Annotated in this window: 24 protein-coding genes; 11 read left to right on the top strand and 13 right to left on the bottom strand. The window is 71.9% G+C overall.

From position 1 onward, the window contains the following. The first annotated feature begins 100 nt into the window (after positions 1–100). The 3 genes from ACIBG4_RS27190 (at position 101) to ACIBG4_RS27180 (ending at position 6146) form a co-directional block, all read left to right on the top strand. Complete coding sequence (locus ACIBG4_RS27190; RefSeq protein ID WP_397204216.1) at positions 101–4258, top strand: HAMP domain-containing protein; 4158 nt, start codon at positions 101–103, stop codon at positions 4256–4258. Between the two features lie 3 nt (positions 4259–4261). Next, the gene (locus ACIBG4_RS27185) at positions 4262–4891 is read left to right on the top strand and encodes a two-component system response regulator (protein WP_397204215.1); all 630 of its coding nucleotides are present in this window, start codon (positions 4262–4264) and stop codon (positions 4889–4891) included. Positions 4892–4988: 97 nt separating this feature from the next. Further along, on the top strand, positions 4989–6146 hold the full coding sequence (locus tag ACIBG4_RS27180) for a VLRF1 family aeRF1-type release factor (RefSeq protein WP_397204214.1): 1158 nt from the start codon (positions 4989–4991) through the stop codon (positions 6144–6146). Between the two features lie 11 nt (positions 6147–6157). Here ACIBG4_RS27180 and ACIBG4_RS27175 read toward each other — a convergent pair whose 3' ends face one another. Together ACIBG4_RS27175 and ACIBG4_RS27170 are read right to left on the bottom strand one after the other, a co-directional pair. Beyond that, complete coding sequence (locus ACIBG4_RS27175) at positions 6158–7432, bottom strand: NYN domain-containing protein (RefSeq protein ID WP_397204251.1); 1275 nt, start codon at positions 7430–7432, stop codon at positions 6158–6160. A gap of 185 nt (positions 7433–7617) precedes the next feature. Then, complete coding sequence (locus ACIBG4_RS27170; RefSeq protein ID WP_397204213.1) at positions 7618–10458, bottom strand: sigma-70 family RNA polymerase sigma factor; 2841 nt, start codon at positions 10456–10458, stop codon at positions 7618–7620. Positions 10459–10591: 133 nt separating this feature from the next. On the opposite strand from ACIBG4_RS27170, the gene pyrE reads away from it, so the two are divergent. Beyond that, positions 10592–11125, top strand: coding sequence for an orotate phosphoribosyltransferase (gene pyrE, locus ACIBG4_RS27165; protein ID WP_397204212.1), 534 nt, complete (start codon positions 10592–10594; stop codon positions 11123–11125). A gap of 24 nt (positions 11126–11149) precedes the next feature. Here pyrE and ACIBG4_RS27160 read toward each other — a convergent pair whose 3' ends face one another. Then, entirely contained in the window at positions 11150–11566 is a 417-nt protein-coding gene (locus tag ACIBG4_RS27160; RefSeq protein WP_397204211.1) for a hypothetical protein, read from the bottom strand. A gap of 36 nt (positions 11567–11602) precedes the next feature. Further along, positions 11603–12316, bottom strand: a complete 714-nt coding sequence (locus tag ACIBG4_RS27155) for a DedA family protein (RefSeq protein WP_397204210.1) — start codon at positions 12314–12316, stop codon at positions 11603–11605. Between the two features lie 122 nt (positions 12317–12438). Between ACIBG4_RS27155 and fbaA the strand changes: the two genes are divergently transcribed. The 3 genes from fbaA (at position 12439) to ACIBG4_RS27140 (ending at position 15286) form a co-directional block, all read left to right on the top strand. After that, positions 12439–13461 carry a class II fructose-bisphosphate aldolase gene (gene fbaA, locus ACIBG4_RS27150; RefSeq protein WP_310707378.1) on the top strand — a complete coding sequence of 341 codons (1023 nt, stop codon included), beginning with the start codon at positions 12439–12441 and terminating at the stop codon, positions 13459–13461. A 34-nt stretch (positions 13462–13495) separates the two neighbouring features. Further along, positions 13496–13903: a DUF3151 domain-containing protein gene (locus ACIBG4_RS27145; RefSeq protein WP_310707379.1), complete on the top strand. Its 408-nt coding sequence runs from the start codon at positions 13496–13498 to the stop codon at positions 13901–13903. 99 nt (positions 13904–14002) lie between these two features. Continuing rightward, positions 14003–15286: an adenylosuccinate synthase gene (locus ACIBG4_RS27140; protein WP_397204209.1), complete on the top strand. Its 1284-nt coding sequence runs from the start codon at positions 14003–14005 to the stop codon at positions 15284–15286. Positions 15287–15357: 71 nt separating this feature from the next. Here ACIBG4_RS27140 and ACIBG4_RS27135 read toward each other — a convergent pair whose 3' ends face one another. After that, complete coding sequence (locus ACIBG4_RS27135; protein WP_355434279.1) at positions 15358–16050, bottom strand: GNAT family N-acetyltransferase; 693 nt, start codon at positions 16048–16050, stop codon at positions 15358–15360. A gap of 86 nt (positions 16051–16136) precedes the next feature. Here ACIBG4_RS27135 and ACIBG4_RS27130 point away from each other — a divergent pair, with 86 nt between their 5' ends. Next, entirely contained in the window at positions 16137–16556 is a 420-nt protein-coding gene (locus ACIBG4_RS27130; protein ID WP_310707382.1) for a GNAT family N-acetyltransferase, read from the top strand. 70 nt (positions 16557–16626) lie between these two features. Continuing rightward, on the top strand, positions 16627–17532 hold the full coding sequence (locus ACIBG4_RS27125; protein ID WP_397204208.1) for a glycerophosphodiester phosphodiesterase family protein: 906 nt from the start codon (positions 16627–16629) through the stop codon (positions 17530–17532). 21 nt (positions 17533–17553) lie between these two features. Here ACIBG4_RS27125 and ACIBG4_RS27120 read toward each other — a convergent pair whose 3' ends face one another. The 3 genes from ACIBG4_RS27120 to ACIBG4_RS27110 are packed head-to-tail and all read right to left on the bottom strand — an operon-like array spanning position 17554 to position 19905. Further along, on the bottom strand, positions 17554–18507 hold the full coding sequence (locus ACIBG4_RS27120; protein WP_397204207.1) for an Lrp/AsnC family transcriptional regulator: 954 nt from the start codon (positions 18505–18507) through the stop codon (positions 17554–17556). Continuing rightward, the gene (locus ACIBG4_RS27115; protein ID WP_397204206.1) at positions 18504–19076 is read right to left on the bottom strand and encodes a TetR/AcrR family transcriptional regulator; all 573 of its coding nucleotides are present in this window, start codon (positions 19074–19076) and stop codon (positions 18504–18506) included. The genes ACIBG4_RS27120 and ACIBG4_RS27115 overlap by 4 nt, the downstream gene beginning before the upstream one ends. Beyond that, entirely contained in the window at positions 19069–19905 is an 837-nt protein-coding gene (locus ACIBG4_RS27110; RefSeq protein ID WP_397204205.1) for an alpha/beta fold hydrolase, read from the bottom strand. Before ACIBG4_RS27110 ends, ACIBG4_RS27115 begins: the two co-directional genes overlap by 8 nt. A 240-nt stretch (positions 19906–20145) precedes the next feature. Between ACIBG4_RS27110 and ACIBG4_RS27105 the strand changes: the two genes are divergently transcribed. Both ACIBG4_RS27105 and ACIBG4_RS27100 read left to right on the top strand, forming a co-directional pair. Beyond that, positions 20146–21009: an SDR family oxidoreductase gene (locus tag ACIBG4_RS27105; RefSeq protein WP_397204204.1), complete on the top strand. Its 864-nt coding sequence runs from the start codon at positions 20146–20148 to the stop codon at positions 21007–21009. Beyond that, positions 21006–22124 carry an FAD-dependent oxidoreductase gene (locus tag ACIBG4_RS27100; protein ID WP_397204203.1) on the top strand — a complete coding sequence of 373 codons (1119 nt, stop codon included), beginning with the start codon at positions 21006–21008 and terminating at the stop codon, positions 22122–22124. Before ACIBG4_RS27105 ends, ACIBG4_RS27100 begins: the two co-directional genes overlap by 4 nt. Here ACIBG4_RS27100 and ACIBG4_RS27095 read toward each other — a convergent pair. The 5 genes from ACIBG4_RS27095 to ACIBG4_RS27075 form a co-directional block, all read right to left on the bottom strand. Beyond that, a complete protein-coding gene (locus ACIBG4_RS27095) occupies positions 22085–22225 on the bottom strand; it encodes a hypothetical protein (RefSeq protein WP_397204202.1) in 141 nt (46 codons plus the stop codon). The genes ACIBG4_RS27100 and ACIBG4_RS27095 overlap by 40 nt on opposite strands. Beyond that, a complete protein-coding gene (locus ACIBG4_RS27090; protein WP_397204201.1) occupies positions 22222–23043 on the bottom strand; it encodes an SDR family oxidoreductase in 822 nt (273 codons plus the stop codon). The genes ACIBG4_RS27095 and ACIBG4_RS27090 overlap by 4 nt, the downstream gene beginning before the upstream one ends. Before the next feature lie 41 nt (positions 23044–23084). Then, entirely contained in the window at positions 23085–24188 is a 1104-nt protein-coding gene (locus ACIBG4_RS27085) for a CU044_5270 family protein (RefSeq protein ID WP_397204200.1), read from the bottom strand. Then, a complete protein-coding gene (locus ACIBG4_RS27080; RefSeq protein WP_355434324.1) occupies positions 24185–24682 on the bottom strand; it encodes a SigE family RNA polymerase sigma factor in 498 nt (165 codons plus the stop codon). Before ACIBG4_RS27080 ends, ACIBG4_RS27085 begins: the two co-directional genes overlap by 4 nt. Positions 24683–24782: 100 nt before the next feature. Then, a complete protein-coding gene (locus ACIBG4_RS27075) occupies positions 24783–26093 on the bottom strand; it encodes a hypothetical protein (protein WP_397204199.1) in 1311 nt (436 codons plus the stop codon). Positions 26094–26399 lie beyond the last annotated feature (306 nt).

Below are 26399 nucleotides of genomic sequence, written 5' to 3'. Positions count from 1 at the left end.
TTCCCGGTGACTTGGGGTAAATCCAAGGACAGGACTACGGGCTACACAACGTGACAGACTTGAACCACTCAAGCGGCACCCCGCGCGTCAAGGAGGGCCTATGACCACGGTCAGGACCGCACCTGTATCTGAGGAGAAGGTCTACAGCGAGGCCGATCTCGTCCCGATCCTGGAGACCCTGTTCTCCTGGCGAGACGGCGACTTCCGGCGGCGTGTGCCCCACGCCAAGCCGGGGATCCTCAGTGAGGTCCGGTTGCTCCTCAACGAGGTGGCCGATCGCCGTGAGCACCTGGCGAACGAGCTGACCCGGGTGCGCAAGGAGATCGTCAAGGAGGGCCGCTTCGGCGAGCGGCTGACGCCGGGGCCCGGCGTGGGCGCCTGGTCCGAGGGCGTCGAGTCGGTGAACATGCTGATCGAGGCCCTGGTGAGCCCGGTCAGCGGCGCGGCCGACGTGATCGACGCCGTGGCCAAGGGCGACCTGTCCCGGCGCATCGACCTCGACCGGTCGGCCCGCGGCGAGGTGCGCCGCCTGGGCAAGGCGATCAACGGCATGGTCGAGCAGCTCGCCCTGTTCAACTCCGAGGTGACCAGGGTGGCGCGCGAGGCGGGCACCGAGGGCCGGCTGGGCGGCAGCGCCAACCTGCGCGGCATGTCGGGCAGCTGGCGCGATTTGACCGAGGCCGTGAACACGATGTCCTCGCGGGTGGCCGCGCAGGTGCGCGACATCGCCGTGGTGACCACCGCCGTGGCCCGGGGCGACCTGAGCCGCAAGGTGACGGTCGACGCCGTGGGCGAGATGTTCGAGCTGAAGAACACCGTCAACACCATGGTGGACCAGCTCTCCGGGTTCGCCGAGGAGGTCACCCGGGTGGCCCGCGAGGTGGGCACCGAGGGCCAGCTCGGCGGGCAGGCGCAGGTGACGGGCGTGTCGGGCGTGTGGAAGGACCTCACCGACAACGTCAACTTCATGGCCAACAACCTCACCAGCCAGGTGCGCAGCATCGCCACCGTGGCGACCGCGGTGGCCCAGGGCAACCTGTCGAAGAAGATCACCGTTGACGCGCAGGGCGAGATCCTCCAGCTCAAGGACACCCTCAACACGATGGTGGACCAGCTCTCGTCGTTCGCCGACGAGGTGACCCGCGTCGCCCGGGAGGTGGGCACCGAGGGCAAGCTGGGCGGCCGGGCCGAGGTGAAGGGCGTGTCGGGCGTCTGGAAGGACCTCACCGACAACGTCAACTCGATGGCCAACAACCTGACGTACCAGGTGCGCAACATCGCCCAGGTGACGACCGCGGTCGCCAACGGCGACCTGACCCGCAAGATCGACGTCGACGCGCAGGGCGAGATCCTGGAGCTCAAGTCGACGATGAACACGATGGTGGACCAGCTCTCCTCCTTCGCCTCCGAGGTGACCCGCGTGGCCCGGGAGGTGGGCACCGAGGGGCAGCTCGGCGGGCAGGCGCAGGTCCGCGGCGTGTCGGGCGTCTGGAAGGACCTCACCGACAACGTCAACTCGATGGCCAACAACCTGACCTCCCAGGTGCGGCAGATCGCGGCCGTGTCGTCGGCCGTGGCCCAGGGCAACCTGTCGAAGAAGATCACCGTTGACGCGCAGGGCGAGATCCTCCAGCTCAAGGACACCTTGAACACGATGGTGGACCAGCTCTCGTCGTTCGCCGACGAGGTGACCCGCGTGGCCCGGGAGGTGGGCACGCAGGGCCAGCTGGGCGGGCAGGCGCGGGTGCAGGGCGTGTCGGGCGTCTGGAAGGACCTCACCGACAACGTCAACTTCATGGCCAACAACCTGACGTACCAGGTGCGCAACATCGCCGAGGTGACCACCGCGGTCGCCAACGGCGACCTGACCCGCAAGATCGACGTGGACGCGCAGGGCGAGATCCTCGCCCTGAAGACCACCATCAACCGGATGGTCGACCAGCTCTCGTCGTTCGCCTCCGAGGTGACCCGCGTGGCCCGCGAGGTGGGCTCGGAGGGCCAGCTCGGCGGTCAGGCCCGGGTGGAGGGCGTCGAGGGCACGTGGAAACGCCTCACCGAGAGCGTCAACGAGCTGGCCGGCAACCTGACCACGCAGGTGCGCGCCATCGCCACCGTGACCAGCGCCGTGGCCCGGGGCGACCTGACCCGCTCGATCGCCGTCGAGGCCCAGGGCGAGCTGGCCGAGCTCAAGGACAACATCAACTCCATGGTGGCCAACCTGCGCGAGACCACGCAGGCCAACCAGGAGCAGGACTGGCTCAAGTCCAACCTGGCCCGCATCTCGCGGCTCATGCAGGGCCACCGCGACCTGTTCGAGGTGGCCAAGCTGACGATGAGCGAGCTGACGCCGCTCGTCTCCGCCCGCTACGGCGCCTTCTACAGCGTCGATCCCGAGGGCGACCACGAGCTGCTGCTGATCGGCGGCTACGGCGTGCGGCCCGACCGCGGTCCGCGCCAGCGCTTCGCCGTCGGCGAGGGCATCGTCGGCCAGGCCGCCGCCGAGGGCCGGCACATCGTGCTCGACGACGTGCCGCCCGGCTACGTCACGATCGACAGCGGGCTCAGCTCCTCGACGCCGGCGCAGATCGTGGTGCTGCCGATCCTGTTCGAGAACCGGGTGCTGGGCGTGCTGGAGCTGGCCTCGTTCACGCCGTTCGGCGAGGTGCACCTCGACTTTCTGACGCAGCTCGTCGAGACCATCGGCGTCACGATGAACACGATCATCGCCAACTCCCGCACCGAGGACCTGCTGACCGAGTCGCAGCGGCTCACCCGGGAGCTCCAGGAGCGCTCGGACGAGCTGCAGCGCCAGCAGGAGGAGCTGCGCCGCTCCAACGCCGAGCTGGAGGACAAGGCGGCGCTGCTGGCCAAGCAGAACCGCGCGATCGAGATCCAGAACTTCCAGATCGAGCAGGCCCGCCGCACGCTGGAGGAGCGGGCCGAGCAGCTCGCCGTGTCCTCGCGCTACAAGTCCGAGTTCCTGGCCAACATGTCGCACGAGCTGCGCACGCCGCTCAACAGCCTGCTCGTGCTGGCCAAGCTGCTGACGGAGAACGCCGAGGGCAACCTGACGCCGCAGCAGGTCGAGTTCGCCCGCACGATCCACGGGGCCGGCTCGGCGCTGCTCCAGCTCATCAACGACATGCTCGACCTGTCCAAGGTCGAGGCGGGCCGGATGGACATCCACCCGATCCAGGTGTCGCTGCCGAAGATGGTGGACCTGCTGGAGGCGGCCTTCGCGCCGCTGGCCGCCGACAAGGGGCTGGCGTTCACCGTGGACGTGGCCGAGGACGTCCCGAGGGAGCTGCTGGCCGACGAGCAGCGCCTGCAGCAGGTGCTGCGCAACCTGCTGTCCAACGCGGTGAAGTTCACCCCCAAGGGCGAGGTCAGGCTGCGGGTCGCGGTCGCGCCGCCCGGCGTGGTGTTCGACGACGAGACGCTGCGCGAGGCCCCGGACCTGCTGGCGTTCCAGGTGGTCGACACCGGCATCGGCATCGCGCCGGACAAGCGGGAGCTGATCTTCGAGGCGTTCCGGCAGGCCGACGGCACCACCAGCCGCAAGTACGGCGGCACGGGCCTGGGCCTGGCGATCTGCCGCGACATCGCCCGGCTGCTGGGCGGCGAGATCCACGTGGACAGCGAGCTCGGCGAGGGCAGCACGTTCACGCTGTACCTGCCGGCCTCCTACAGCGGCCCGCTGGCCGCCGCCGAGGGCGACGCGAGCCGCCGGCAGCTCATGACCACCCCGGTCGAGGAGCCCGCGCCGGAGCCGCCGATGCCGATGGAGCTGCCCGAGCTGGTCGAGACGCCGTCCGAGACGCCGCAGTGGCAGGGCGAGGACCCGCTCAACAACGCGAAGATCCTCATCGTGGACGACGACATCCGCAACGTGTTCGCGCTCACCAGCGTGCTGGAGCGGCACGGCTCGACGGTCGTCTACGCCGAGAACGGGCGCGAGGGCATCGAGCAGCTCGAACGCAACGAGGACGTCGCGCTGGTCCTGATGGACATCATGATGCCGGAGATGGACGGCTGGGCCACGACGTCGGCCATCCGCCGCATGCCGCAGTTCGCCGATCTGCCGATCATCGCGTTGACCGCTAAGGTCATGCGGGGCGATCGTGAGAAGAGCATCGCCTCGGGCGCGTCCGACTACGTGCCCAAGCCGGTCGACGTGGACCGCCTGCTCGAACGACTGCGCGGTTGGCTCAGCCGTGGGCGGGTGTCCACCACCACGGACTCAGCCGAAGGGGCGTGATCCATGACGGATCGAGCCAACATCCTCCTTGTCGACGACCGCGAGGAGAACCTGATCGCCCTTGAGGCCATCCTCAGCTCGCTCGACCTCGTGCCGGTGCGCGCCCGGTCGGGCGAGGAGGCGCTCAAGGCCCTGCTCAACACCGAGTTCGCGCTCATCCTGCTGGACGTGCGGATGCCGGGCATGGACGGCTTCGAGACGGCCGCGCACATCAAGCGGCGCGAGCGGACGCGCAACATCCCGATCATCTTCCTCACGGTGGTCGACAGCGCCCCCGACTACGCCTTCCGGGGCTATGCGGCGGGCGCCGTGGACTACCTGACCAAGCCGTTCGACCCGTGGGTGCTGCGGGCGAAGGTGGCGGTGTTCATCGAGCTGTACAACATGAACAAGCGGCTGGCCGAGCAGTCGTCGATGCTGCGCGAGCGGATGGCGGGCGAGCTGGCGCCGGGCGCGGGCGACCCCGCGGCGGTGCTGCCCGAGCTGTCGCGCCGGCTGACTGCCGTGGAGGAGGAGCTGGCCAGGGTGCGGGAGCTGGCGCGCAAGTCGCAGGACCCGGCGCTGGCGATCCCGCTGGGCGATCTGGCCGAGCGGGTGACCAACCTGCGGGCCGGGTTCGACGCGCTGTCCTGACGTGCGTAAAACCGGGGACAATATCCATTAACGTGGGGATTTGTGCCTTTTCGGGTTCTCTACAGTCGGAATGAGGCCGACGCAGAGGAGAACCGACGTGCTGCACGATCATGGCTTCCTCCGTGAGCTCGTCGCGATGAAGGACGAGATGGGCGTGGTCTCGCTCTACGTGGACGCGGGGCCGCGGGTGGACCCGGGGATCCGGCCCGCGTGGGAGATCCGGCTGCGTGACGACCTCGCCGCGATACGCGCCAGGGTGTCGGCCTGGCCGGAGCGGGTCCGGCGCGCCACCGTCCTGGAGCACCTGGAAGCCCTCGAACCCGAGATCGCCCGGCTGGTCGACCCGGCCTCGCCCGGCCTCGGGCGGGCGCTGTTCGCCCCGGTCTGCACCGGTGAGATCCACCGGACGTCGCTCCAGGTGCCCGTGGGCACGTGCGCGGTGCTGGAGTCCACGGCGTACGTCCGGCCGATGATCGCCGCGATGGCGACCAGCGCGCCCGCCGGCGTGGCCGTGGTGAGCCGGGACGGCGTCCGGCTCATCGACTACCGGTACGGCATGGCGGAGGACGTGTACCGGTCCTCGTACGAGCTGGACAGCGACGACTGGCGGGAGATGCGCGGCCCCGGACGGGCCGGCACCGAGCGGCGCTCGTCGGCGCACCACGAGCGCTTCCGGCGGCGCGCCGAGGAAAGCCTGGTCCGCTACCTGCAGGGGATCGCGCCCGAGATCAGCAACCGGATGGGCGCCCTGCGCTGGGCCGACGTGCTGCTGGTCGGCGATCCGCGGCTGACCTCGACGCTGGCGGAGGCGCTGCGCCCGCTCGACCTCATCCAGGTAGACAGGGTGATCTCCGACGGCCCGGCCGGGGACGTGGTGAGCCGCGTCTCGGCGGAGCTGGTCGCGGTGCGCGTCCGCAGGGACACCGCGCTGGTCCGGCGGGTCGTGGACACGGCGCGGTCCGGCGGGCGCGCCGTGCTCGGTCTGGGGCAGACGCTCGCGCTGCTGAACGAGGGGCGGGTGGACTGCCTGCTGATCGACGAGAACGGGCGGTGGCGCGGCGCACGGGGGCCCGACGGCTTCCTCTACCCGGCGGAGCAGGTGCCGCACGGCACGGTCACCACGGACGAGCCCGACCTCGGGGAGCGGATGATCGAGCGGGCGCTGGAGAGCGGGGCCGAGGTGACTGTCGTCCACGCCGGCGCGGCAGGCGCCCTGGCGGCGTACGACGGGGTGGGCGCGCTGCTGCGCTGGTGAGAAAGGCCGGGTCAGTGGCGGGCGCGCTCCAGCGCGTCCCAGAAGCCGCGGCGCAGGGCGTGGCGGACCTCGTCGTGCAGCAGGAAGTCGATCGGCAGGGAGGAGCCCTGCAGCAGCCTGGCCTCCAGGTCGGAGGGCATGCGTGGCTTGCGCGCCAGCACGGCCTCCAGCCAGAGCGCGGGCGCGTCACGGGCGACCGACTCGCCGAAGTCGTGGCCCTCGCGGTGCGCGGCCTTCACGGCGTCGGCCAGCGTGGTGGCCTGCGAGCTGGACGGCGGCGTCGGCGTCACCCCGGACTGCGGCCCGGTGAAGGCGCCGAACTGCGCCGGTTGGTAGCTGCCGTTGGCCGGCTGCGCGGGCTGCGCGGGCTGTGGGGGCTGTGACGGCTGTGGCGGCTGCTGGTAGGCGCCGTTGGACGGCTGCGCGGCGAACTGCCCGGTGGACGGGGACTGCGACGGCTGCTGCGGGATGGGGCCGGTCGCCGGCGCCTGCGGCTCCTGGTGGTAGTAGGTGGGCATCGAGGGCGGCGCGGCCTGGCCCCGTCCGGAGGGCGGCTGGCCGTCGCCCGCCGGGAGCGAGGGGGAAGGGGTCGTCGGCGGGGCGGCGTGGCTGCCGCTCGGCTTCGGAGCCGGCAGCGGCGTCGGCAGGGACGAGGACGGCGGCGGAGCGGGCGGCAGCGAGTGGGTCGCGGCGTGGGCGGCGGAGCGGCCGTTGGACAGCGAATGGTGGCCGTTGCCGGTCTCGCTGACGCCGCTCACCAGGTTGACGTAGGGCCGCAGGTGGGTGTTGCCCAGCTCGATGAGGTCGTCGCCCTCCTGACGCAGGGCGCGCGAGACGGCCCAGCCGTCCTCGGTGGCGATGGGCACCACGGTCACCCGGATGCCGAGGTCCTGCGCGTCGCAGACGACCTGGGCGAGGTCCTCGTCGCCGCTGACGACCACGGCGTCGCAGATCGCGTTGTTGCGGGCCAGCGTCATGAGGTCGCGGTGGACCTGGGCGTCCACGCCCTCGCGCCGGCCGGGGCGGATGCGGGACAGGCGCAGCTTCAGGCCGGGGATGTCGGCGAGGACGTCGTGCTCGGGGGTGCGGCGGCCCTCGACCGTCGCCTCGTACCAGTAGCAGCGCAGCAGCGGCAGCCCGGTGCGCTCGCGCGCGAGGTTGCTCATGAGCTGGAGCAGACCCGGGTAGTCCCACGCGACGGCCTCGCGATGACGGGTCCCATGCACGGCCATCGCGCCGTCAGCCAGCAGATAGCCGGCGTCCACGAACAGCGCGCAGCGATCCACTGACACCGCCCCTTTCCTGATGGTCCGCCCTCAAAGGCTCTGCACCGTCAGAGCCGGACTCGGCGGCCCTTTCTCAGGGTAGTGAAAGCAGGTGATCGTCCGAGGTTAATCCCGACGATTCGCCACCGCACCGGGCATAGGCCAGACGATTCAGGGAGACCGTACCAGTTTGTCCCGGTTTATGGTTACTGACGCGTACGGGTGCTGACTGCGGCAATTCCAAACAGAATCGCATCTTTCTCGCTGGCAATGGTGAGGGCGGGATCGTCGCCCAGCTCCGCCTCGAACGTGTCGACGTCCACCCCGAACGTCGTCCCCGCGGCCCCGCCGGACGAGCCGTCGAACGGGTTCGCGGCGTCGTGGTCGCCGCCCTCCGGCACCAGCGGGCCACCGCCGGCGGACACCGTGTCGCCGCCGAGCTCCGCGTCCCCCTCCCACGTCACCAGCCGCACCCGCGCCGGCGCGCGGCCCGGCGTCAGGCCGTCCAGCGGCAGCCGCAGCGGCCCCTTGCCGTCGCCCGTCACGGCCGCCCCGTCCAGGACGACGGTCCTGGTGTACGGCTTGGCGGGGTCGGTCGAGATGACCACGAGGCTCCACCCGGCGTGCCGGGACACGCCGCGCTCCATGGGCGCGTCGGCCGCCCACCAGTCGCCGTCCTTCCTGGAGTTGGCCACCAGGCCGGTGACGTCGGCGAACGCCTGGTAGGCCGTCCCGGACGGCAGCCTGCCGGCCACCACCTGGTCCGGCCGCACCGGCTCGTACCTCCTGTGACCGGGCGGCCTCAGCCTGATCGGCCCCGGGACTCCGCCGCCCGCCGACCAGTACAGCCCCGCCCACACGACCCTGCCGCGCCCCGGCATGCGCAGGCGCGCGGCGCTGGACGCGGCGGTGGAGGCGGTCCGGTCGGCGTCGAGCGGGACCATCGACCACAGGTCGTTGTCGCGTCTGGTGCCCTCGCGCCGCCTCGCCTCGGGGCAGCCGCTCTGGCCGTCGGGGCAGGTGAGCAGGGAGTTGCCGACCGCCATGACCGACACCTTGCCCTCCGTGGCGAATCTCGCGGGCGCCCCGGACAGCCGCACGCCCGCCGCGGCCCGCGCCGCCGTCCTCTGCCGACCGGCCCGCACCCGTACGGCCGGAGCCGCGCCCTCCCGGGCGTCGGGGGCCACCTGGACCCGGAGGAAGAGCACGGTGCTCTCACCGGCGCGCAGCGCTCCCCGGACGCACCGCGCCCCCTCCGGGACGGCCCGGCACACCCACCCGCCGACCGCACTGCCCGCGCCCGTCGCCCCTACGGCCTCCCGCGAGCCCGGAGGGACGGCTGCGCGACGCCCGTGGCGCTTGGCCGCGCCGCCCGGCGTCGCGTCACGGCCCGAGGTTGCGTCCCGGCCCGCCGTCGCGTCCCGGCCCGCCGTCGCATCGCGTCCCGAGGTCGCGTCCCGGCCCGCCGTCGCATCGCGGCCCGAGGTTGCGTCGCGGCCCGGCAGCGCGCCGCGACCAGGCAGCAGGCCGCGGCCCGTGGCGGGGCCCAGCACGGCGCCGTGGCCGCGGCTGCCCGGCGGCATCATCGTGACGCCGGGAGGCAGGTCCACCAGTGCCTTCACGCCCGCGCTCGGCCCCCCTCCGGAGTTGCGGACCCGTATCGCGACGATCCCGGGGCGGGCGCGGACCAGGGCGCCGAGCGGGTCGATCGTGGCGTGCAGCCGGGCGCCGCCGCCGGCCGCCCACCCGGGCTCGGGGCCGGGCGGCGACACCGGGTTCGGCTCCGTCACGGTCAGCGGTGAACGCCCCGGAGTGAGCGGGTGGGCCATGGGGAAGGTGGCGGGCCGGTCGACCGCGTGGCGGCCGGAGGCGACGGCGAAGGTGGTGGCGGCGGCGACGGCCACCGCCGCGCCGCCCGCCACGGCCACCCGCCGGCTCGCGGCCACGCGCTGGAGCCAGGCGAGCAGGTACGGGGTCCGGCGCGCCCCACAGGCGCCGGCCTCCCGCTCCCCACCGGGCCGTCCCTCCTCTGCCGAGCCCTCGCCCGCCCGATCGTCGTGGTCCTCCTCGAGCTCGAGGTCCTCGTCCGCGTCCGCCAGACCGCCGTCCTCCTCCCAGAACGCGGTCTCCTCCTCCGCGCGCCCGGTGGCCACCGGCGTACCGAACGGCGCCTCGACCGCCGCCGTGTCCGGCCCGAGGGGTGCTGCGGAGCGGCGGGGAGCCGGAGTGACGCGGACGAGCGCCGACGACGGAGGCGCCGGTGCAGGCCGGGACAGGGCCGAGGCGTAGCCCGGGAAGACCGGGCCGAGCAGCAGGGGCCCGATGACGACCCGCAGCCCCCCGTTGATGTCCGCGAGCTCCGTCATGACCGCGTGGCAGCGCGGGCACCCGTTCACGTGCCGCGTCACCGTCCTGGAGTCGCGGCGCGACAGCGCGCCCCGGACATGCGCGCTCAGCCTGAAGAGCACCGGCTCGCACGCCGAGCCCGAGGAGGCGGACAGGTGCATCTGGACGTACGCCTGTCTCAGCCCTTCGCGGGCCCGGTAGGACAGCGCCGGCACCCCGTTCGGCGCGAGTCCCAGCAGCGGCGCCACCTCGGCGGGCTTGGCGCCTTCCACCTCCGTGTGCCAGAGCACCGCCCGCCACCGCTCCGGCAGCGACAGGAACGCCTGGGCGATCATCGACTTCTCCAGCCCGACGAGCGCCGGGTCGACGAAGGGCACACCCGGGTCGAACCGCTCCGTGTCGTCCGCCGACACCTGCCGGCTCTCGATCCGCGCCCGGTCGTAGACCGTGCGCCGCACCACCGTCAGCAGGTACGTGCGGAAGGCGTCCCCGGGCCCGCCGCCCCGCCCCACCAGGTCGAGGATCTTGGTGAACGCCTCGGCCACCACGTCCTCGATCTCCTCCTCATACCGTACGAGCTGGCGGGCCAGCGCGCGGGCGGCGGTGGCGTGCCGCTCATGGAGCCGCCCGTAGGCGGCGGCGTCGCCCTCTCTGACGGCTTCGAGGAGCTCGGCATCGCTCTGTGGTGATTCGATACACATGGTCACCTCGCGATTACGGTTCGTTGCCTCGCCGAGTCATTCCGCAGCCATGGGCATGGCCAAACCCCTCGCGAGCCTTTACCTCGGACGGGCCGTCGTCCGGCGTGGAAGGCCGGCCCCTAAGCTTGGGCGCATGACGGATCGCGACGACCTGCTGGCCGAGATCAAGAAGAAGGCCGTGGTCCACGGCAAGGTGGTGCTCTCCTCCGGGCGGGAGGCGGACTTCTACCTGGACCTGCGCCGCATCACGCTCGACGCCGTGGCGGCGCCGCTGGTCGGCAGGGTGATGCTGGACCTGACCGAGGATCTCGGCTACGACGCCGTGGGCGGGCTCACGCTGGGCGCGGACCCGGTGGCCGGCGCGATGCTGCACGCGGCGGCGGCCCGGGGGCGGGAGCTGGACGCGTTCGTGGTGCGCAAGGCGCAGAAGGTGCACGGCCTCCAGCGCCGCGTCGAGGGCCCCGACGTGACGGGCCGGCGGGTGCTCGTGGTCGAGGACACCTCGACGACCGGTGGGTCGTCGATGACGGCCGTGGAGGGCCTGCGCGAGGCGGGCGCCGAGGTGGTGGCGGTGGCCACGATCGTCGACCGTGGCGCGGCCGCGCGCATGGCCGAGGAGGGCCTGGAGTACCGCACCGCGTTCACGCTCACGGACCTGGGGCTCTGAGCCGCCCGGACGGACGGCGCGGCGCTAAGGCGCCTTGACCGTGAACGCCTCCCGCGCGCCGGCCTTGCCCTGGGCGCGCGGCCTGCCGTTCTCCGTGACCCGGACCGTGGCCGCGTCGCTGAGGACCACGTCGAGCTCGGGCTGGAAGTAGCTGACCTCCTCGCCCCTGCTCATGTCGCGGTACTGCAGGACGTCTCCGCCCGGCACCCGGACCGTGACGAGGGGGCAGGTGTCGGCCACGCACTCGATGCGCACGGTCGGCGCCTGGGCGCCGGCCGACGGCTCGGTGGTGGCACGGTGCGGCTCGGCCCGCTCAGGGGTGTCGAGCGTCAGGAACAACGCGCGCCCGCCGATGACGAGAAGCGTCGCGATGCCGGCGACCGCCAGAACGGCGACCGCGAGGCGGGCGAGGCCCATCGGATCTGACCTGTGGCGTCCCACACACCGGAGAGTACTCCCGGAACGGGCCGGTTCCGGTTACGGGCCGTCAGTGCCCGTGGGAACGCGGTGGTGCTTGCCCGTGGGCGCCGGCCCGGCGGGCTTGGGCGACCTGCGGCGCTTGAGCACCTCGAAGATGATGGGGATCAGCGAGATCAGCACGATGAGGAAGACGCCCGGCAGGATGTACTTGTCGATGGCCTTGGGATCGACCTTGTCGCCGAGGTAGTGGCCGAGCAGCAGCATGCCCTCGACCCAGACCACGCCGCCGATGACGTTCCAGAGGAGGAAGCGCTTCGCGGGCATCTCCAGCACGCCGGCGACCGGGTTCATGAACGTGCGGATGATCGGCACGAACCGGGCCAGCACCACGGCCTTGGCCGGGCCGAACTTGTCGAAGAACTCCTCGGCGCGCAGGACGTGCTCGCGCTTGAACAGCCGCGAGTCGGGCTTGTCGAACAGCCTCCGCCCGAACCTCGCCCCGAGGAAGTGACCGAGCTGCGCGCCCGCGATCGCGCACAGCGGGGCGCCGATCAGCAGCATCGGGAACGACAGCGGCTCGATCCCCATGCCGGCGGCCACCGACGCGGAGCTGAAGATACCGGCCGCGACCAGCAGAGAGTCGCCCGGCAGGAAGAAGCCGAGCAGCAGACCCGTCTCGGCGAAGATGATGACGAGCACGCCGATCGTCGCGAAGGCGCCGAAAAGGGTGAGCCACCACGTCGGATCGAGAAGGTTCAAGAGCGAGTCCACAGGCTGAGCCTACCTGGAGAGCGGGGGCTCGACGGGTGGTCCGAGGCGCGTTGTCACTACCACATGGGGTAGCTGACGGTAATACTGGGCAGCGCGCAGCCTTACTTCTCAGGGAGACGATCATGCCGATAGCCACTCCAGAGATCTACGCCGAGATGCTCGACCGGGCCAAGGCTGGCGGATTCGCCTACCCGGCCATCAACGTGACCTCCTCCCAGACGCTCAACGCCGCGTTGCGCGGTTTCGCCGAGGCCGGGAGCGACGGCATCGTCCAGATCTCCACGGGCGGCGCCGAGTTCCTGTCGGGCGCGTCGGTGAAGGACATGGTGACGGGCGCGACGGCGCTGGCCGAGTACGCCCGGGTGGTGGCCGCCAAGTACCCGGTGACCGTGGCCCTGCACACCGACCACTGCCCGAAGGACAAGCTGGACGGCTTCGTGCGGCCGCTCCTCGACATCTCCCTCGAACGCGTCTCACGCGGCCTCGACCCGCTCTTCCAGTCGCACATGTGGGACGGCTCGGCCGTGCCGCTGGAGGAGAACCTTGAGATCGCGCAGGAGCTCCTGGAGAAGTGCGCGCGGGCGCGGGTCGTCATGGAGATGGAGATCGGCGTCGTCGGCGGCGAGGAGGACGGCGTCGTCGGCGAGATCAACGAGAAGCTGTACACCACGCCCGGCGACGCGCTCGCCACGGCCGAGGCGGTCGGCATCGGCGACAGGGGCCGCTACCTGCTGGCGGCCACGTTCGGCAACGTGCACGGCGTCTACAAGCCCGGCCACGTCAAGCTGCGGCCGGGCGTGCTGAAGGAGCTCCAGGACGCGGTCGCCGCCAAGTACGGCAAGGAGAAGCCGTTCGACCTGGTCTTCCACGGCGGCTCGGGCTCGTCGCTGGAGGAGATCCGGGAAGCCATCTCGTACGGCGTGGTCAAGATGAACATCGACACCGACACGCAGTACGCCTTCACGCGGCCGATCGCGGACCACATGTTCCGCAACTACGACGGCGTGCTGAAGGTCGACGGCGACGTCGGCAACAAGAAGAGCTACGACCCGCGCTCGTACGGCAAGGCCGCGGAGGTCGGGATGGCCACCCGCGTGCGTGAGGCGTGCGAACACCTCGGAAGCGCTGGGACGAAGATCTCCTAGCCACGTCAGGGGCCCGGCGGGTATGACTTGTCCTATGGACAACCTTCTCGCCGGGCCGCCCCCGACGTACCTTCCGGACCTGCCCGAGGCCAGGGAGGCGCTGGAAGCCGGGGCCAAGCCCTCCGACGTGGCCGCGCGGTTCCCGGCCTACCCGACGGCCTGGGCCGCGCTCGCGGAGGAGTACTTCGCGCAGGGGCACGCCGTCACTTCCTACGCCTTCGCCCGTACCGGCTACCATCGCGGGCTCGACCAGTTGCGCCGCAGCGGCTGGAAGGGGCACGGGCCGATCCCGTGGGAGCACGAGCCGAACCGCGGCTTCCTGCGCTGCCTGTACGCCCTGGCGAGGGCCGCGCAGGCGATCGGCGAGAAGGACGAGGCCGAGCGGTGCGTCCAGTTCCTCAAGGACAGCGACGAGGCCGCCTATGACGCGTTGGCCGGGTAGCCCTTGGGACGAATAGGCATACTCGGGTAGTCTCTCTACGCAAGAGCCCCTGTCGCGCTTGCGCCAGGGGTTTCGTTTTGTGCTCGGGAGACTAGAACCATGCCGGCTGTCGTTCTCGTGGGCGCCCAGTGGGGCGATGAGGGCAAGGGCAAGGCCACCGACCTGCTCGGTGGCGATGTCGACTACGTCGTCCGCTACCAGGGTGGCAACAACGCGGGCCACACCGTGGTCATCGGCGACCAGAAGTACGCTCTGCACCTGCTGCCCACGGGGATCCTGTCGCCCGACGTGGTGCCGGTGATCGGCAACGGCGTGGTCATCGACCCGCGCGTGCTGCTGGACGAGATCGACGGGCTCGCCGCGCGGGGAATCTCCGCCGAGCGGCTGTTGATCTCGGCCAACGCGCACCTGATCATGCCCCACCACCGTGCGCTCGACAAGGTCACCGAGCGCTACCTGGGCAAGGCCAAGATCGGTACGACCGGGCGCGGCATCGGGCCCGCGTACGGCGACAAGGTCTACCGCATGGGTGTGCGGGTCCAGGACCTGCTCGACCCGGGCATCCTGGCCAAGAAGATCGAGGCCGCGCTGACCGAGAAGAACCAGGTGCTCACCAAGGTCTACAACCGCCGCGGCATCGAGCCGGAGCGGGTCCTGGAGGAGTACCTCGGCTACGCCGAGCGGCTCAAGCCGCACATCGCCGACACCTCGCTGGTGCTGTCGAAGGCGCTGGACGAGGGCAAGTTCGTGCTGCTGGAGGGCGGCCAGGGCACGCTGCTGGACCTCGACCACGGCACGTACCCGTTCGTCACCTCCTCCTCGCCGACCTCGGGCGGCGCCTGCGCCGGCTCCGGCATCCCGCCGACCCGGCTGACGAAGGTCATCGGCATCCTCAAGGCGTACACGACCCGGGTGGGGTCGGGCCCGTTCCCGACCGAGCTCGAGGACGAGATGGGCGACTGGCTGCGCACGACCGGCGGCGAGTACGGCGTCACCACCGGCCGCAACCGCCGCTGCGGCTGGTTCGACGCGGTCATCGCCCGGTACGCGGCCCGCATCAACGGGGTGACCGACTTCTTCCTCACCAAGCTGGACGTCCTTTCCGGGCTGGAGCGGATCCCGGTCTGCGTGGCGTACGAGGTGGACGGGGTGCGGCACGAGGAGATCCCGATGACGCAGACCGACTTCCACCACGCCAAGCCGATCTACGAGGAGCTTCCGGGCTGGCAGGAGGACATCTCGGGCGCCAAGACGTTCGAGGACCTGCCGCGCAACGCGCAGGACTACGTCCGGGCGCTGGAGAAGATGAGCGGGGCCCCGATCAGCGCGGTGGGCGTGGGCCCGGCGCGTGACGCGACCCTGGTGCTGCGCCCGCTGACCTGAGCGGCCGTGGGGCGCGCCCGCTCACCTGAGCGGCGGTGGGGGGCGCGCCCGCTCACCTGGGCGCCCCCCGGTCAGCTCGTGAGGACCGCGGCCGTCATGGGGGTGTGGACGGCCCAGCCGAGGGTCTCGTAGAGGGAGCGGCCGGCTGGGGTGGCGACCAGCACTCCGTCGGTGGCTCCGCCGGCCGCGGCGGTCGCGGTGAGGGCGCCCATGACGATGGTTCCGAGGCCGCGCCGCCGGTGGTGCGGCGCGGTCTCGACCTGGTCGACGACCGCCGTGGTGCCCGCGATGGCCATCTGCCCCCGCGCGGCCATCTCGCCGGCGGCGGTGAGCAGGCGCGCGACGGTGACGCCGGCCCGCGTGGTGACGGCCAGCGTGTAGCCGTCCGGCGCGACCACGCCGGCCCGCGCGGCCGCCGTCGCGCCGGTCAGGCCCCTGGTGCGCGGCGCGGGGTCGAGCGAGGCGGTCATCATGAACTCCTGCTCCTGTACGTCCCACGGCCGCGGCAGCCAGGGCGCGACCTCCTCGTACGGCGCGCAGAGCTTCAGCCAGGTGCCGGGGGCGCTGGGCAGGGCCGTCAGGTGGCGCAGGGTGGCCGGGGTGGGAGCCGGGACGACGTGGCGGACCACGTGGCCGGGCAGGCCGACGTCGACTCTCAGGCCCCAGGGCTCGCGCACGGGGGTGGGGGCGTTGCGGGAGACGACCCAGCCGTCCACCCAAGCCCGTACGGTCGCGGGCCGGACCGTTTTGAGAGCCCGTGTCATGGCGGTCAGCTTATTGCAGGAAGATTGCAGCTATCCAGGCAAAAAAGGCATGCGACAGCTCACACCGGACACCTAATCTCGACCCCATGGACATCCGCCGGGTCACCGCGTTCGAGGCCGTCGAGGCCGCCGGCCACCTGTTCGACACGCCGCCGCGACGGGAGGCGACCGGCAGGTTCCTGGCCGACGAGGGGCACCACCTGCTCATCGCGTACGTGGACGGCACGCCCGCCGGGATGGTCACCGGGGTGGAGATGACGCACCCGGACAAGGGCACGGAGATGTTCCTGTACGAGCTGGGCGTGGACGAGCGCTTCCGCGGCCAGGGGATCGGGCGGGCACTGGTGCTGGCGCTGGGCCGGCTGGCCCGGGAGCGCGGCCTGTACGGGCTGTGGACGGCGACGGGCAAGGACAACGCGGCGGCCCAGGCGACGTACTCGGGCACGGGCGGCGACCCGGAGTGGGAGCAGGTGATCTACACCTGGGCCTTCGACGGTCCAATGTAGGGATTTTGCGGGCAAAAGGGATGCGGCGTGGCGGCGCGGGAAGGCGGCGGGCGCCCGGTAGGGTCCGGGTGTGCGCGTCGAGATACATGGCCACCGGGGGGCTAGGGGCCTCTGGCCCGAGAACACGCTGCCTGGCCTGAGCCGCACGCTGGAGCTCGGGGTCCACGCTCTGGAGCTGGACGTCGCCCTCACCGCGGACCAGCGGCTCGTGCTCACGCACGACCTCACGGTCTCGGCCGTGACCAGTGCCGACACGCGGCCGGTCCGGGTGGGCGACCCGGCGTACCCGTACGTCGGCAAGCCCGTCAACTCCCTCACGCTCGCCCAGCTGCGCACGCTCGACGTGGGCGTGCGGCTGCCGCGACACCCCGACGACCCGTTCGCCATCACGCAGGTGCCCGTCCCGGAGACCCGCATGCCCACGCTGGGCGCGGTGCTCGGACTGGTGAACGCCTACGAGGCGGACGCCGTGCGCCTGCACGTGGAGCTCAAGTCCGACCCGACCCGGCCCGAGCTGACCCCCGACCCGGAGCTGTTCACCGGGCTCGTGATCGAGGAGCTCGACCGGCACGGCAGGCTGGACAACGTCGCCGTCCTCAGCTTCGACTGGCGGATCATCACGCACGCGGCGGCGATGGCGCCCGGGACGCGGCGATTCGCGCTGATCGAGCCCGACACGCTGCACTGGCACGACGACCTGGGCGACGACGTCCCGGCCGCCGCCCGCGACGCCGGCGCCACCACGCTGTCGCCCGAGCACGTGATGGTGGACGAGCGCCTGATGTCCCAGGCCGCCGCCGCCGGGCTCGACGTGGCGGTGTGGACGGTCAACGACGCCGGGCTCGCGGCGCGCATGCTGGACCTGGGTGTCTCCGGCATCGTGACCGACTACCCGGACCGGATGCGGGAGCTGTGGCGTGAGCGCGGGCTGCCGCTGCCCGCCCCGGTCGAGCCCCTGAGGCCCGTCCCCGCCTGAAACCCTTCAGAGGAGGACGGCTCAGGGGAGGACGGCGCCCACCCGCTTGACGGTGCGGATGACCGGCGACGTCTCCACCTCCCGCACACCGTCCAGGGGCGCGACCCGCTCGGTCAGGTACCGGTACAGGTCCTGGGTGTCGCGGCACGTCACGCCGGCCATGAGGTTGCTCGGGCCGGTGACGGCCGCGGCCACGTCCACCTCCGGATGCGCCGCCAGCGCCGCCCCCACCTCCGCCAGCCGCGCGGGCCGCACCTTCATCCACAGCCACGCCTCGGCCCGGTAGCCGAGGGCCCGCGGCGGGATCTCGACGTCGAACCTGAGCGCGCCGGCGCCGCGAAGCTGCTCGACGCGCCGCCGTACCGTCGACTGCGAGCAGCGCCCCGCCGCCGCCAGGTCGCCGTACCCGGCGCGTCCGTCCTGGGCGAGCACCCGCAGCATCGCGAGGTCCTGCTCGCTGAAGGAGACCTCCGTCGTGGACGGCGGGGCGGGGCTGAGCCGTGCGACCTGTTCCTCGGAGAGGACGGCGATCCGCGAGCGCCATCCCGCGTACATGTGCAGGGTCGCGTGCGCGGTCATGGACACGACGCGCGGCGTGCGCGGCAGCTTCTTCAGCAGCAGCGCGTCGCCGTCCTCCTCGCCGCCGGCGTGGACGCCGCAGACGATCTCGGTGCCGCCGGACAGCAGGCGCACCCACACCGTGTCGTCACGCCGGGCCAGCGCCTCGGCCACGGGCCCGGCGGCGTCGGGCGTGCAGACCAGCCGGACGGCCCACGAGGTGTGCCCGAGCAGGGTGCCGTCGAGCGTGCCGACGATGCGCAGCAGCCCCTGCGCGCGAAGCCTCCGGTAACGCCTGGCGATCGTGTGCTCGGAGACGCCCAGGACCTCGCCGATCCCGTTGAACGGGGCCCGTCCGTCGACCTGGAGGGCATGCACGAGAGCGAGGTCGAGCGCGTCCATCGAGCTGCCGCTCATGGTCGCGGAGCCGGGGAGGGGAGGCCCGAGATGATCATATCGGCGAGCAGGGCGTAGCTGGCGTCCAGGTCCAGCGGGAGCCCGAACGCGCCCCCGCTCTCCAGAACGGCGAAGCCGTGGACGGCCGAGCGCAGGCACCGCGCCGCGTGGACGGCGTCCGCGCCCTCCAGCCCGTACCCCCGGAGCGTGGCGAGCATGATGTCGATCACCCGCTGGCCCGCCTTGGCCATGTCGTCCTGCTCGGGGCGGGCGGCCTGGACGACGGCGGCGTACCTGCCGGGGTTGCCGGTGACGTAGTCGCGGTAGGCGGCCATGCAGGCGCGCAGCGCCTCGTCCCCCGAGCGGCCCAGGACGGCTTCGCGCAGGCGGTCCGCCAGCTCGTCCATCACGCGTACGGACACGAGGGTGTTGAGCTCGGCGAGGTTGCGCACGTGCTTGTAGAGGGACGGCGTGGCGACGCCCGCGCGGCCGGCCACCGCCGCCAGCGTGACCGCGGCCGCGCCTTCCTCGTCGATGATCCGCAGGGCGAGATCGACCACCGCGTCCCGGGACAGGCCGGCCCTAGCCACGGGCGTGCTCCTTGAGGAAGGGCAGCATGACCTCGGCGACCTCCTCGGGGAACTGGGTGTGGGCGTAGTGGCCCGCGCCCTCGACCATCACCACCGTACCCAGCCCGGCCGGCATGCCGGCGACGATGCCCTCCGCCTCGGCCTCGGGGTCGGCCCAGTCGGGGTCGAGCGTACCCATGAGGACCAGAGCGGGGACGCGGAGGTTCGCGAGCTGGGCGCCGGCGTCGGTCGGAGCGGACAGGCCCATCTTGGCGACCACGTCCATCCGGCCGGGACGGCTGAGCGCGGCGGCGAGCGCGGACATGTACGCCTCGTGGTCCGCGGGTCTGGCGCCCGGGTACGCGTGGTCGAGGTAGCTGCGCCACAGCTTCAGGCTGCGCAGCATCCCCGCGCTCATCAGCAGTCTGATCCCCTTGCGGTGCCGGCCGTTGCGCAGCAGGCCCCCGAGGTCGGGCTTCTGCTCCCGTGTGAACGGGGCGATCTCGACGACGGCGCTGACCAGGTCGGGCGCGAGCGCCGCCGCGATGGTGGCCGCGCCGCCGGCGAAGGAGTGGCCGGCGATGACGGCCGGGCCCCCCAGATGGCGTACCAGGGCCAGCAGGTCACCCGCGACGTCCGTGCGGGTGTAGGACGGCCAGTCGAGGCTGGACTCGCCGTGACCGCGCATGTCGACCGTGGCGACCCGGTAGCCGGCGGCCACCAGGCGGGGCGCCAGGAAGCGGTACGCCTCCCGGCCGTTCCCGATCCCGTGCGCCAGCACGACGAGCGGCCCCTCACCGGCCACGTCGTAAGCCAGCCGACCGCCCTCGATCTCCAGGTACTGGGTCATGCCGTCCTCCTGTTGGCTAATCTCTGTTGCTTTAAAGCTACTGTCATTAGCCAATGCCTGTCAACAGCCGATCAGCCGGAGGGGGACGGCGCGCCCATCGAGTCGCCGAGCATGCACGAGAGCTGGGCCGATCGCCGCGAATAAGCCGCTTTTCGCCAAATTTCCCGATCTAGTGCCGGAAATCATCATCCGACCGACTCCGAGCTGCGTCACCCGGGCTGCCGGGACGATGGTTGAGCCATGAGCACATATCTGGTTTTCGGCGCCACCGGTAACGTCGGCAGGCGAGTGGCTGAGCGACTCTCCTGGTCAGGGGCCGCCGTGCGCGCCACCAGCCGCCGCCCCGAGTCGGCGCGGCTGCCCGAGGGAGTCGAGGTGGTCGCCCCCGACCTGACCGCGCCCGGCGTCCTGGAGGACGTCGAGGCGGTGTTCCTGATGTGGCCGTTCCACTCGGCCGAGCAGGCGGGCCCGTTCGTCGAGGCGATCAAGCGGAACGTCCGCCGCGTGGTCTTCATGACCGGCGGCGGCGTGCGTCCCGGGCTGCCGCCGGAGGAGCAGCCGAACCCGGTCGCCCGCTGGCACGCCACCGTGGAGCACCTGATCGAGCAGTCGGGCGTGGAGTGGACGGTGCTGAGCCCCAGCACGTTCATGACCAACACCCTGTGGTGGAGCGACCAGATCAGGGCCGGCGACACGGTCCGGGGAGCGTACGGCTCGGTGACCATGACGCCGATCCACGAGGACGACATCGCCGCGGTCGCGGTCGCGGCGCTGACCGGGTCCGGGCACGGGGGACGCCGCTACGACCTGACGGGCCCCGAGGCGCTGACGCAGGCCGAGCAGGTACGGGTGATCGGCGAGGCGATCGGCCGTCCCCTTCGCTGGGTGGAGCTCTCCTTGGCGGAGGAGCGGGAGCGGCTGCTCGCCGACCCGTCCTTCCCGGACTCCTTCGTGGACGAGCTGCTCGCCGGGTACGCGAAGATGACCTCTGCCCCGCCCCCGGCCCCCACCAGCACGGTCGAGGACGTCACCGGGACGCCCCCGGCGACGCTGGCCGCCTGGGCCGCCGAGCACGCCGGCGCGTTCGAGAGGTTCCCCGCGTGAAAGTGATCGTCGCCGGGGCGGGGCTGGGCGGGCTGTGCCTGGCCGGCGCGCTGCGCCGGGCCGGGATCGAGGTGGCCGTCCACGAGCGCGACCCGGCGCTGAACACCCGCCGGCAGGGCTACCGCCTGCACCTGGGCGAGACGGCCATCCAGGCCCTCACCGCCGTGCTGCCGCCCGACCGGTGGGAGGAGTTCCTGGCCACCGCCCACGTGCCGCGGCCGCGCTTCGTCCGGCTCGACCCGGCGCTGAAGGTCCTCGACGTCGTGGAGATGGGGCACCACGGCCGGCACCTGGCCGTCGACCGGGAGACCCTGCGCCGGGCGCTGCTGGCCGGGGTGGAGGACGCGGTCACGTTCGGCCGGCGCCTGACGGCCTTCGACGCGCGGCCGGACGGGGTGACGGCGCTGTTCGCCGACGGGTCCACCGCCACGGGCGACGTGCTCGTCGGCGCCGACGGCGTCAACTCCGCGGTGCGCCGGCAGTACCTGCCGCATGCCCGGGTCGTCGCCACGGGCCTGGTCCAGCTCTACGGCAAGATCCCGCACGGTCTGGCGGACGACATGGGCAACGTGTTCACCGCGATCTCCGGGTCCGGCCACCGGGTGGTGGGCGTCGCGCCCACCCGGGACTACACGACCTTCTCGTTCAGCGCCCGCGCCGAGGACCTCCCGGCCGGCCTGGACGAGCTGAGCCAGGAACGGCTCCGCGCCATGGTCCTGGCCATGACGCCCGGCTGGCACCCCCGCGTCCACGAGATGATCGCCCGCTGGACGGAGATCTTCCCGCTGGAGCTGCGCACCAGCGTGCCGGTCCCGGCGTGGCCGACCACCCGGGTCACGCTGCTGGGTGACGCCGTCCACGCCATGAGCCCGGCGGCGGGGGCGGGAGCCGGCATCGCCCTGCGCGACGCGACCGCCCTCGCCTCGGCCCTGGCTCAAGGCGGCGATCCTCTGGACGCGCTGCGGGCGTACGAGGGCGAGATGGTCGAGTACGGCTTCGCGGCCGTCCGCGACTCGGCCGCCAACGGAGCCCGCTTCCTCGGCCAGGACCCGCTTCCGGCCCTCCTCGGGCCGGCTCATTCGCCGGGCGGCAGGCGGGGGATGCCGGCCCGGTAGAGGCCGAGCAGCGGCCCGTACGGCTCGGTGTGCGTGATGCTGCCCGTCCGCGACGGCATCACCATGGCCCGCAAACGCTGACCCGCCACCGGCACTGTCACGGCTGGAGGAACTCCCGTGCGCCCCGCAGCCGCGTCCTCAGGAACCGCTGCGTCATCGTGCAGTCCAGTCGTACGTCGAGCGGCCCCGTCAGGTCCGTGTCGGCACGTCGTCCCCGCGTCAGACGGGACGGATCGAGCCCGTCACGGCGCGCGACCAGGCAGCCGAGCTCGTACCGGCTCACCGCGTCGCTTCCGGCCACGTGGTGGACCCCCTGACGGTCAGCGGCCGCGAGCTCCAGCAGGGCGGCGGCGAGGTCGCCGACGTGCACCGGGCAGCGTACGTCGTCCGTGAACAGCGTCCCCTGCCTCCGGCCGGTCGCCAGGTCGCGTACGAAGGACTCGTGCCCGGACCGCCCGTCACCGAGTATCAGAGACGTCCGGACGATCACCGCCGCCGGCGCGATCGCCCGGACGGCCACTTCGGCCGCCGCCTTCGCCGCCCCGTACGGGGAGACGGGGTCCGGCACGCACTCCTCCGCGTAGGTGACCGCCCTCCCCGAGAAGACGGCGTCGCTGGACACGTGCACCAACCGCCCACCGGCCGCGGAGACCGCGAGCGCCACATGAGCGGCGCCGTCCGCCGTCGCCGTCCAGTCCGCCTGCCGGAACGCGGCGTTGACGACCGCATCAGGCCGGAAGGCGCTGACCAGAGCGGCGACGGCCTCCCGGTCACGGACGTCCAGCGCCGACCACTCGACGCCTTCCACCTTCCCGGGACGGGACAGGCAGGTCGCAGCCACCACGTGCCCTCCGGCGACGGACTGCCGGGCCAGCTCACTGCCGAGGAAACCACTGCCCCCGACGATGAGGATTCTCATGGACGATCACCTGTCGCTCGGCCGATCACTCCGAACTCGTCCTACCCGGACACGCGCTCGCCCAGGCTGTCGACCCAGCCCATGTCCTCGTAGGTGACCTGCATTGCCGGCGACGATTCCCCTCGCGAGCGGAACTCGAAGGAGAGCAGCTCCGCCGTGTCGTCGTCCACGATCAGCCGGGACTCGCCCTCACCCTCCCCTGCCACGGTCCTGGCCAGGGCGGTCCCGGTGCGGCCCTGCGCATCGGTGACCCCTCCCAGCGACCTGATCGCGGGCTGTTCGGCGAGCACCCGGTAGAGGGCGGAGCGGGTCCCGGGACTGATCGGCCCGGCCAGCAGGTCCTGCGCCGTCGACCACACGTAGTCGGTGAACTCCGGCTTGGCGGGCGACCATTCGTCTGGAGGCTCCTCGTCGTACAGCCGCCGCAACCGGCTCTCCAGGCTGTCCTTCTCGGCCGGCAGCTCGAGCAGTTGCCGGACCGTGAAGCGGTGTGTGCCGATCTGGAAGAACAGTGCCATGTCGTAGTCGTTGGTCGACGGCTTCTCCTCGACCAGCGCCGGCGAGCCCAGTCGCCTCCACTTCGCCTCGTCCTCCGGGGAGGCGAAGGCGGCCTTCGGGTTCTGGCCGGTCACGGTTCGGCTGGGCGCGCCTTTGTCGCTCGCGTACCAGCTGTCCTGGGTACTCGCCACGGTCGCCGAGAACGGTATCTCCTGGCGTCCCGGCTTTCCGATGTCCTTCGGCAGGCGACGCACCGGCTGGGAGATGCGCTGACGGGTGTACCAGTAGTGGCCCGACGTGGCCGGCTCACGGGCGGCGGTCTCGGCCGCGGCCAGCAGGACGGAGCGGGCGTCGAGAGATCTCGAACCGGGGAGACGCGGGGGCGGCGAACCGTCTCCGGAGCGCGGCCCACTGGCGACCGGAGCCGTACTCGACGGCGTGGCGGCAGGGCCGACCCCGCCGGCGCCCAGGGCCACGACGACGGCTGCCGCGGCAAGACCCGTTCCCGCGATGGCGCCCACCACGGCACGGGTCCTCCTGGCGCGGCGTCCCCGGCGTACCAGGTCCGACACCGGCGCGGGGGTGGCCGGCTCTCGGTCGGCGAGGGTACGCAACGCTCGCGCGAGCTGTTCCTGATCGTCGTTCATCGTGCTGCCTCCTGGTTCTCCCGCAGAGCCGTGCGCAGCCGCGCCATCGCCCTGGAGTGCTGACTCTTGACTGTGCCGACCGTGCAACCGAGGGCGGCCGCGACCGCTTTCTCCGTCAGGTCCTCGTAGTGGCGGAGCACGACTATGGCGCGCTGCCTGCGCGGCAGGGAGAGCAGCGCGCGCCGCAAGCCCTCGTGCGGCTCGTACGGTCCGGACCGAGGATCCGCGTGGTCAGGCGGCTCGGCGGTGGGCAGTTCCCGTCCACGCCGTCGCCACCAGCTGACGTTCCCGTTGACCAGCATGCGTCGCAGGTAGGCGTGCGGGTCGTCGGGGGCTACGCGCCGCCACCGCACGTACAGCCGCACCAGGCAGTCCTGGAGCAGTTCCTCGCCCCGGTGGCGGTCGCCGGTGAGCAGGATGGCGACGGCCATGTGCCTGTTCCAGGCCGCCTCGACGAAGGCGGCGTACGCGGCTTCTTCCGTTGGGTCACTCACATGGCCTCGACGCGGAGGTGGCGGGAAAAGGTTGGCAGACGGGCAGGATTGTTTCCCGCTTCCGCCGGGGCGGCGCCAAGGCTCCTTCTGAAGCACAACGTCACCGGTAGACGGTCGGCCCCTTCCGCTCGCCGGGGAACACCATGATCAGCAGCTCGACGGCGCCGTCCGGAGGATAGGGAACCTGGTGGACGAGGGCCCGGCCGCGCAGGTGGACCCGAACCCGGTAGGACCCGGGACCGCTGGTCGTCAGCTTGGGCGATGTCGCCCCCTTACCGTCGACCAGGGTCAGCGAACCGGTCGGGCTTTCGTAGGCGACCTCGACCACTTCCTTCCACCCCTTGGTCTCCAGCGGCGGCCGCCGGGTGTAGGACTCGGTGGTCACGCAAGCGTGGCCGATCTCGTCGGCGGCCCAGATGGCCAGCGCGCCCGGTTCGCTTCCGACCAACTCCTTGACCAGGTCGGGGACGCTGTCTTCGTATCCGTCCTCCCATCCGCCGATATTCCAGAACTCGGTCCACATGGTGGCTCGGTGCTGCCGGACCGGTTTGATCTTCGGACGGTGGGCGGGGTGCGCGGCACAGGCCTTCTCCTTCTCGGCGAAGTACGCGGCATGTTCCGCCTGTTGGCGCTGGCCGGCCAGCTCCTGGGCGCGGGCCACCGCGGGGCACAACGGTGCCAGTGCGCCGGCCAGCGCCGCGTGGGGTGCCTCCCGCACGGCGGGGGCGCCGGTGTCGCCGCCATGCTGTTCGGCGAGACGGCACAGGTGACGACCCTGCGTCAGGACCACCCGATCGGGAACCTTCGCCCAGCTTTCGATGCCGTCGTCCATGAACGAGTCGTAGCCGCGGACCCGGCACAGGAAGTCCTTTTCCGCCTTGGTCACGTCATGGACGGTGCCGTTGCCGAAACCGCCGCAGTCGAGCTCCCGGTCGCTGCTCACCTTGCCGGAAGCGGCCGCCTGGTCCACGACCAGAAGGGTCGTCATCAGCGTCAGGACCGCGACCACCGTACGGGCGAAGCGGCCTCTCCGGACGAAACCGCGGCGAGCGGGGCGCACCGCGAGCAGGACCAGGATCGGCGGCGCCAGGAAGTAGAGGTCCATGCCCGCGTTCCGGGTCGCTATCTCGGGTGGGCCCCACGCGTCCATGCATTCCTGGCCCAGCGCCCCGTCGAGCGTGAACAGCAGCAGCTCGGGGAGTCGCAAGAGGAGAAGGGTCACGGCGCCTGAGCGGGCGATGACCCTGCCGAGCCGGTCACGCCCGGTCCGAACGCTCAGGTACCAGCAGGCGAAGGCCACGACGATCATCGGCGCGCCGCCGTACCAGAAGAGGGGCAGGATCCTGACCATGCGTTCCGGTGATCTGATCAGCTCGTTGATCTGGTCGCCCAGGCACGAACCCCCCGACATCCACACGTAGCCCCGGCCACCCGCGTCTCCGGTCAGGAGCGACTGAATCCAGAAGAAGACTCGGGGAGTCAGGGTGACCAGTAATGCCGCACTCCACAGAATCCATGATCGTCGAGACACGACACCGAACCCTAGGACACCAACGGCCGGGCAGTACGAAGACCTTCACCGCCTGGTCGACCAGCTCCGGCCAGATCAGGTGCGTGAAGAGCACGCGCGGCTCCTCCAGCTCGTCCACTCACGCACCGAGGAGCCGGAGCTCGGCCCTGACGGTCTGCCAACCCTCTTCGGCGCCTTTCGACGATG

The sequence above is a fragment of the Nonomuraea sp. NPDC050383 genome, from assembly GCF_044459125.1.
In the GTDB taxonomy this organism is placed as follows: domain Bacteria; phylum Actinomycetota; class Actinomycetes; order Streptosporangiales; family Streptosporangiaceae; genus Nonomuraea.
The sequence above is the reverse complement of the archived record's forward strand: the minus strand, read 5'-3'. Positions and strand labels throughout refer to the sequence as shown.

Excerpts from the sequence above, each read along its gene's own strand:
- ACIBG4_RS27190 (WP_397204216.1), top strand. The coding sequence starts at position 101 with ATGACCACGGTCAGGACCGCACCTGTATCTGAGGAGAAGGTCTACAGC.
- ACIBG4_RS27185 (WP_397204215.1), top strand. The coding sequence starts at position 4,262 with ATGACGGATCGAGCCAACATCCTCCTTGTCGACGACCGCGAGGAGAAC.
- ACIBG4_RS27170 (WP_397204213.1), bottom strand. The coding sequence starts at position 10,458 with ATGTGTATCGAATCACCACAGAGCGATGCCGAGCTCCTCGAAGCCGTC.
- pyrE (WP_397204212.1), top strand. The coding sequence starts at position 10,592 with ATGACGGATCGCGACGACCTGCTGGCCGAGATCAAGAAGAAGGCCGTG.
- fbaA (WP_310707378.1), top strand. The coding sequence starts at position 12,439 with ATGCCGATAGCCACTCCAGAGATCTACGCCGAGATGCTCGACCGGGCC.
- ACIBG4_RS27145 (WP_310707379.1), top strand. The coding sequence starts at position 13,496 with ATGGACAACCTTCTCGCCGGGCCGCCCCCGACGTACCTTCCGGACCTG.
- ACIBG4_RS27140 (WP_397204209.1), top strand. The coding sequence starts at position 14,003 with ATGCCGGCTGTCGTTCTCGTGGGCGCCCAGTGGGGCGATGAGGGCAAG.
- ACIBG4_RS27135 (WP_355434279.1), bottom strand. The coding sequence starts at position 16,050 with ATGACACGGGCTCTCAAAACGGTCCGGCCCGCGACCGTACGGGCTTGG.
- ACIBG4_RS27130 (WP_310707382.1), top strand. The coding sequence starts at position 16,137 with ATGGACATCCGCCGGGTCACCGCGTTCGAGGCCGTCGAGGCCGCCGGC.
- ACIBG4_RS27120 (WP_397204207.1), bottom strand. The coding sequence starts at position 18,507 with ATGAGCGGCAGCTCGATGGACGCGCTCGACCTCGCTCTCGTGCATGCC.
- ACIBG4_RS27110 (WP_397204205.1), bottom strand. The coding sequence starts at position 19,905 with ATGACCCAGTACCTGGAGATCGAGGGCGGTCGGCTGGCTTACGACGTG.
- ACIBG4_RS27105 (WP_397204204.1), top strand. The coding sequence starts at position 20,146 with ATGAGCACATATCTGGTTTTCGGCGCCACCGGTAACGTCGGCAGGCGA.
- ACIBG4_RS27090 (WP_397204201.1), bottom strand. The coding sequence starts at position 23,043 with ATGAGAATCCTCATCGTCGGGGGCAGTGGTTTCCTCGGCAGTGAGCTG.
- ACIBG4_RS27085 (WP_397204200.1), bottom strand. The coding sequence starts at position 24,188 with ATGAACGACGATCAGGAACAGCTCGCGCGAGCGTTGCGTACCCTCGCC.
- ACIBG4_RS27075 (WP_397204199.1), bottom strand. The coding sequence starts at position 26,093 with ATGTCGGGGGGTTCGTGCCTGGGCGACCAGATCAACGAGCTGATCAGA.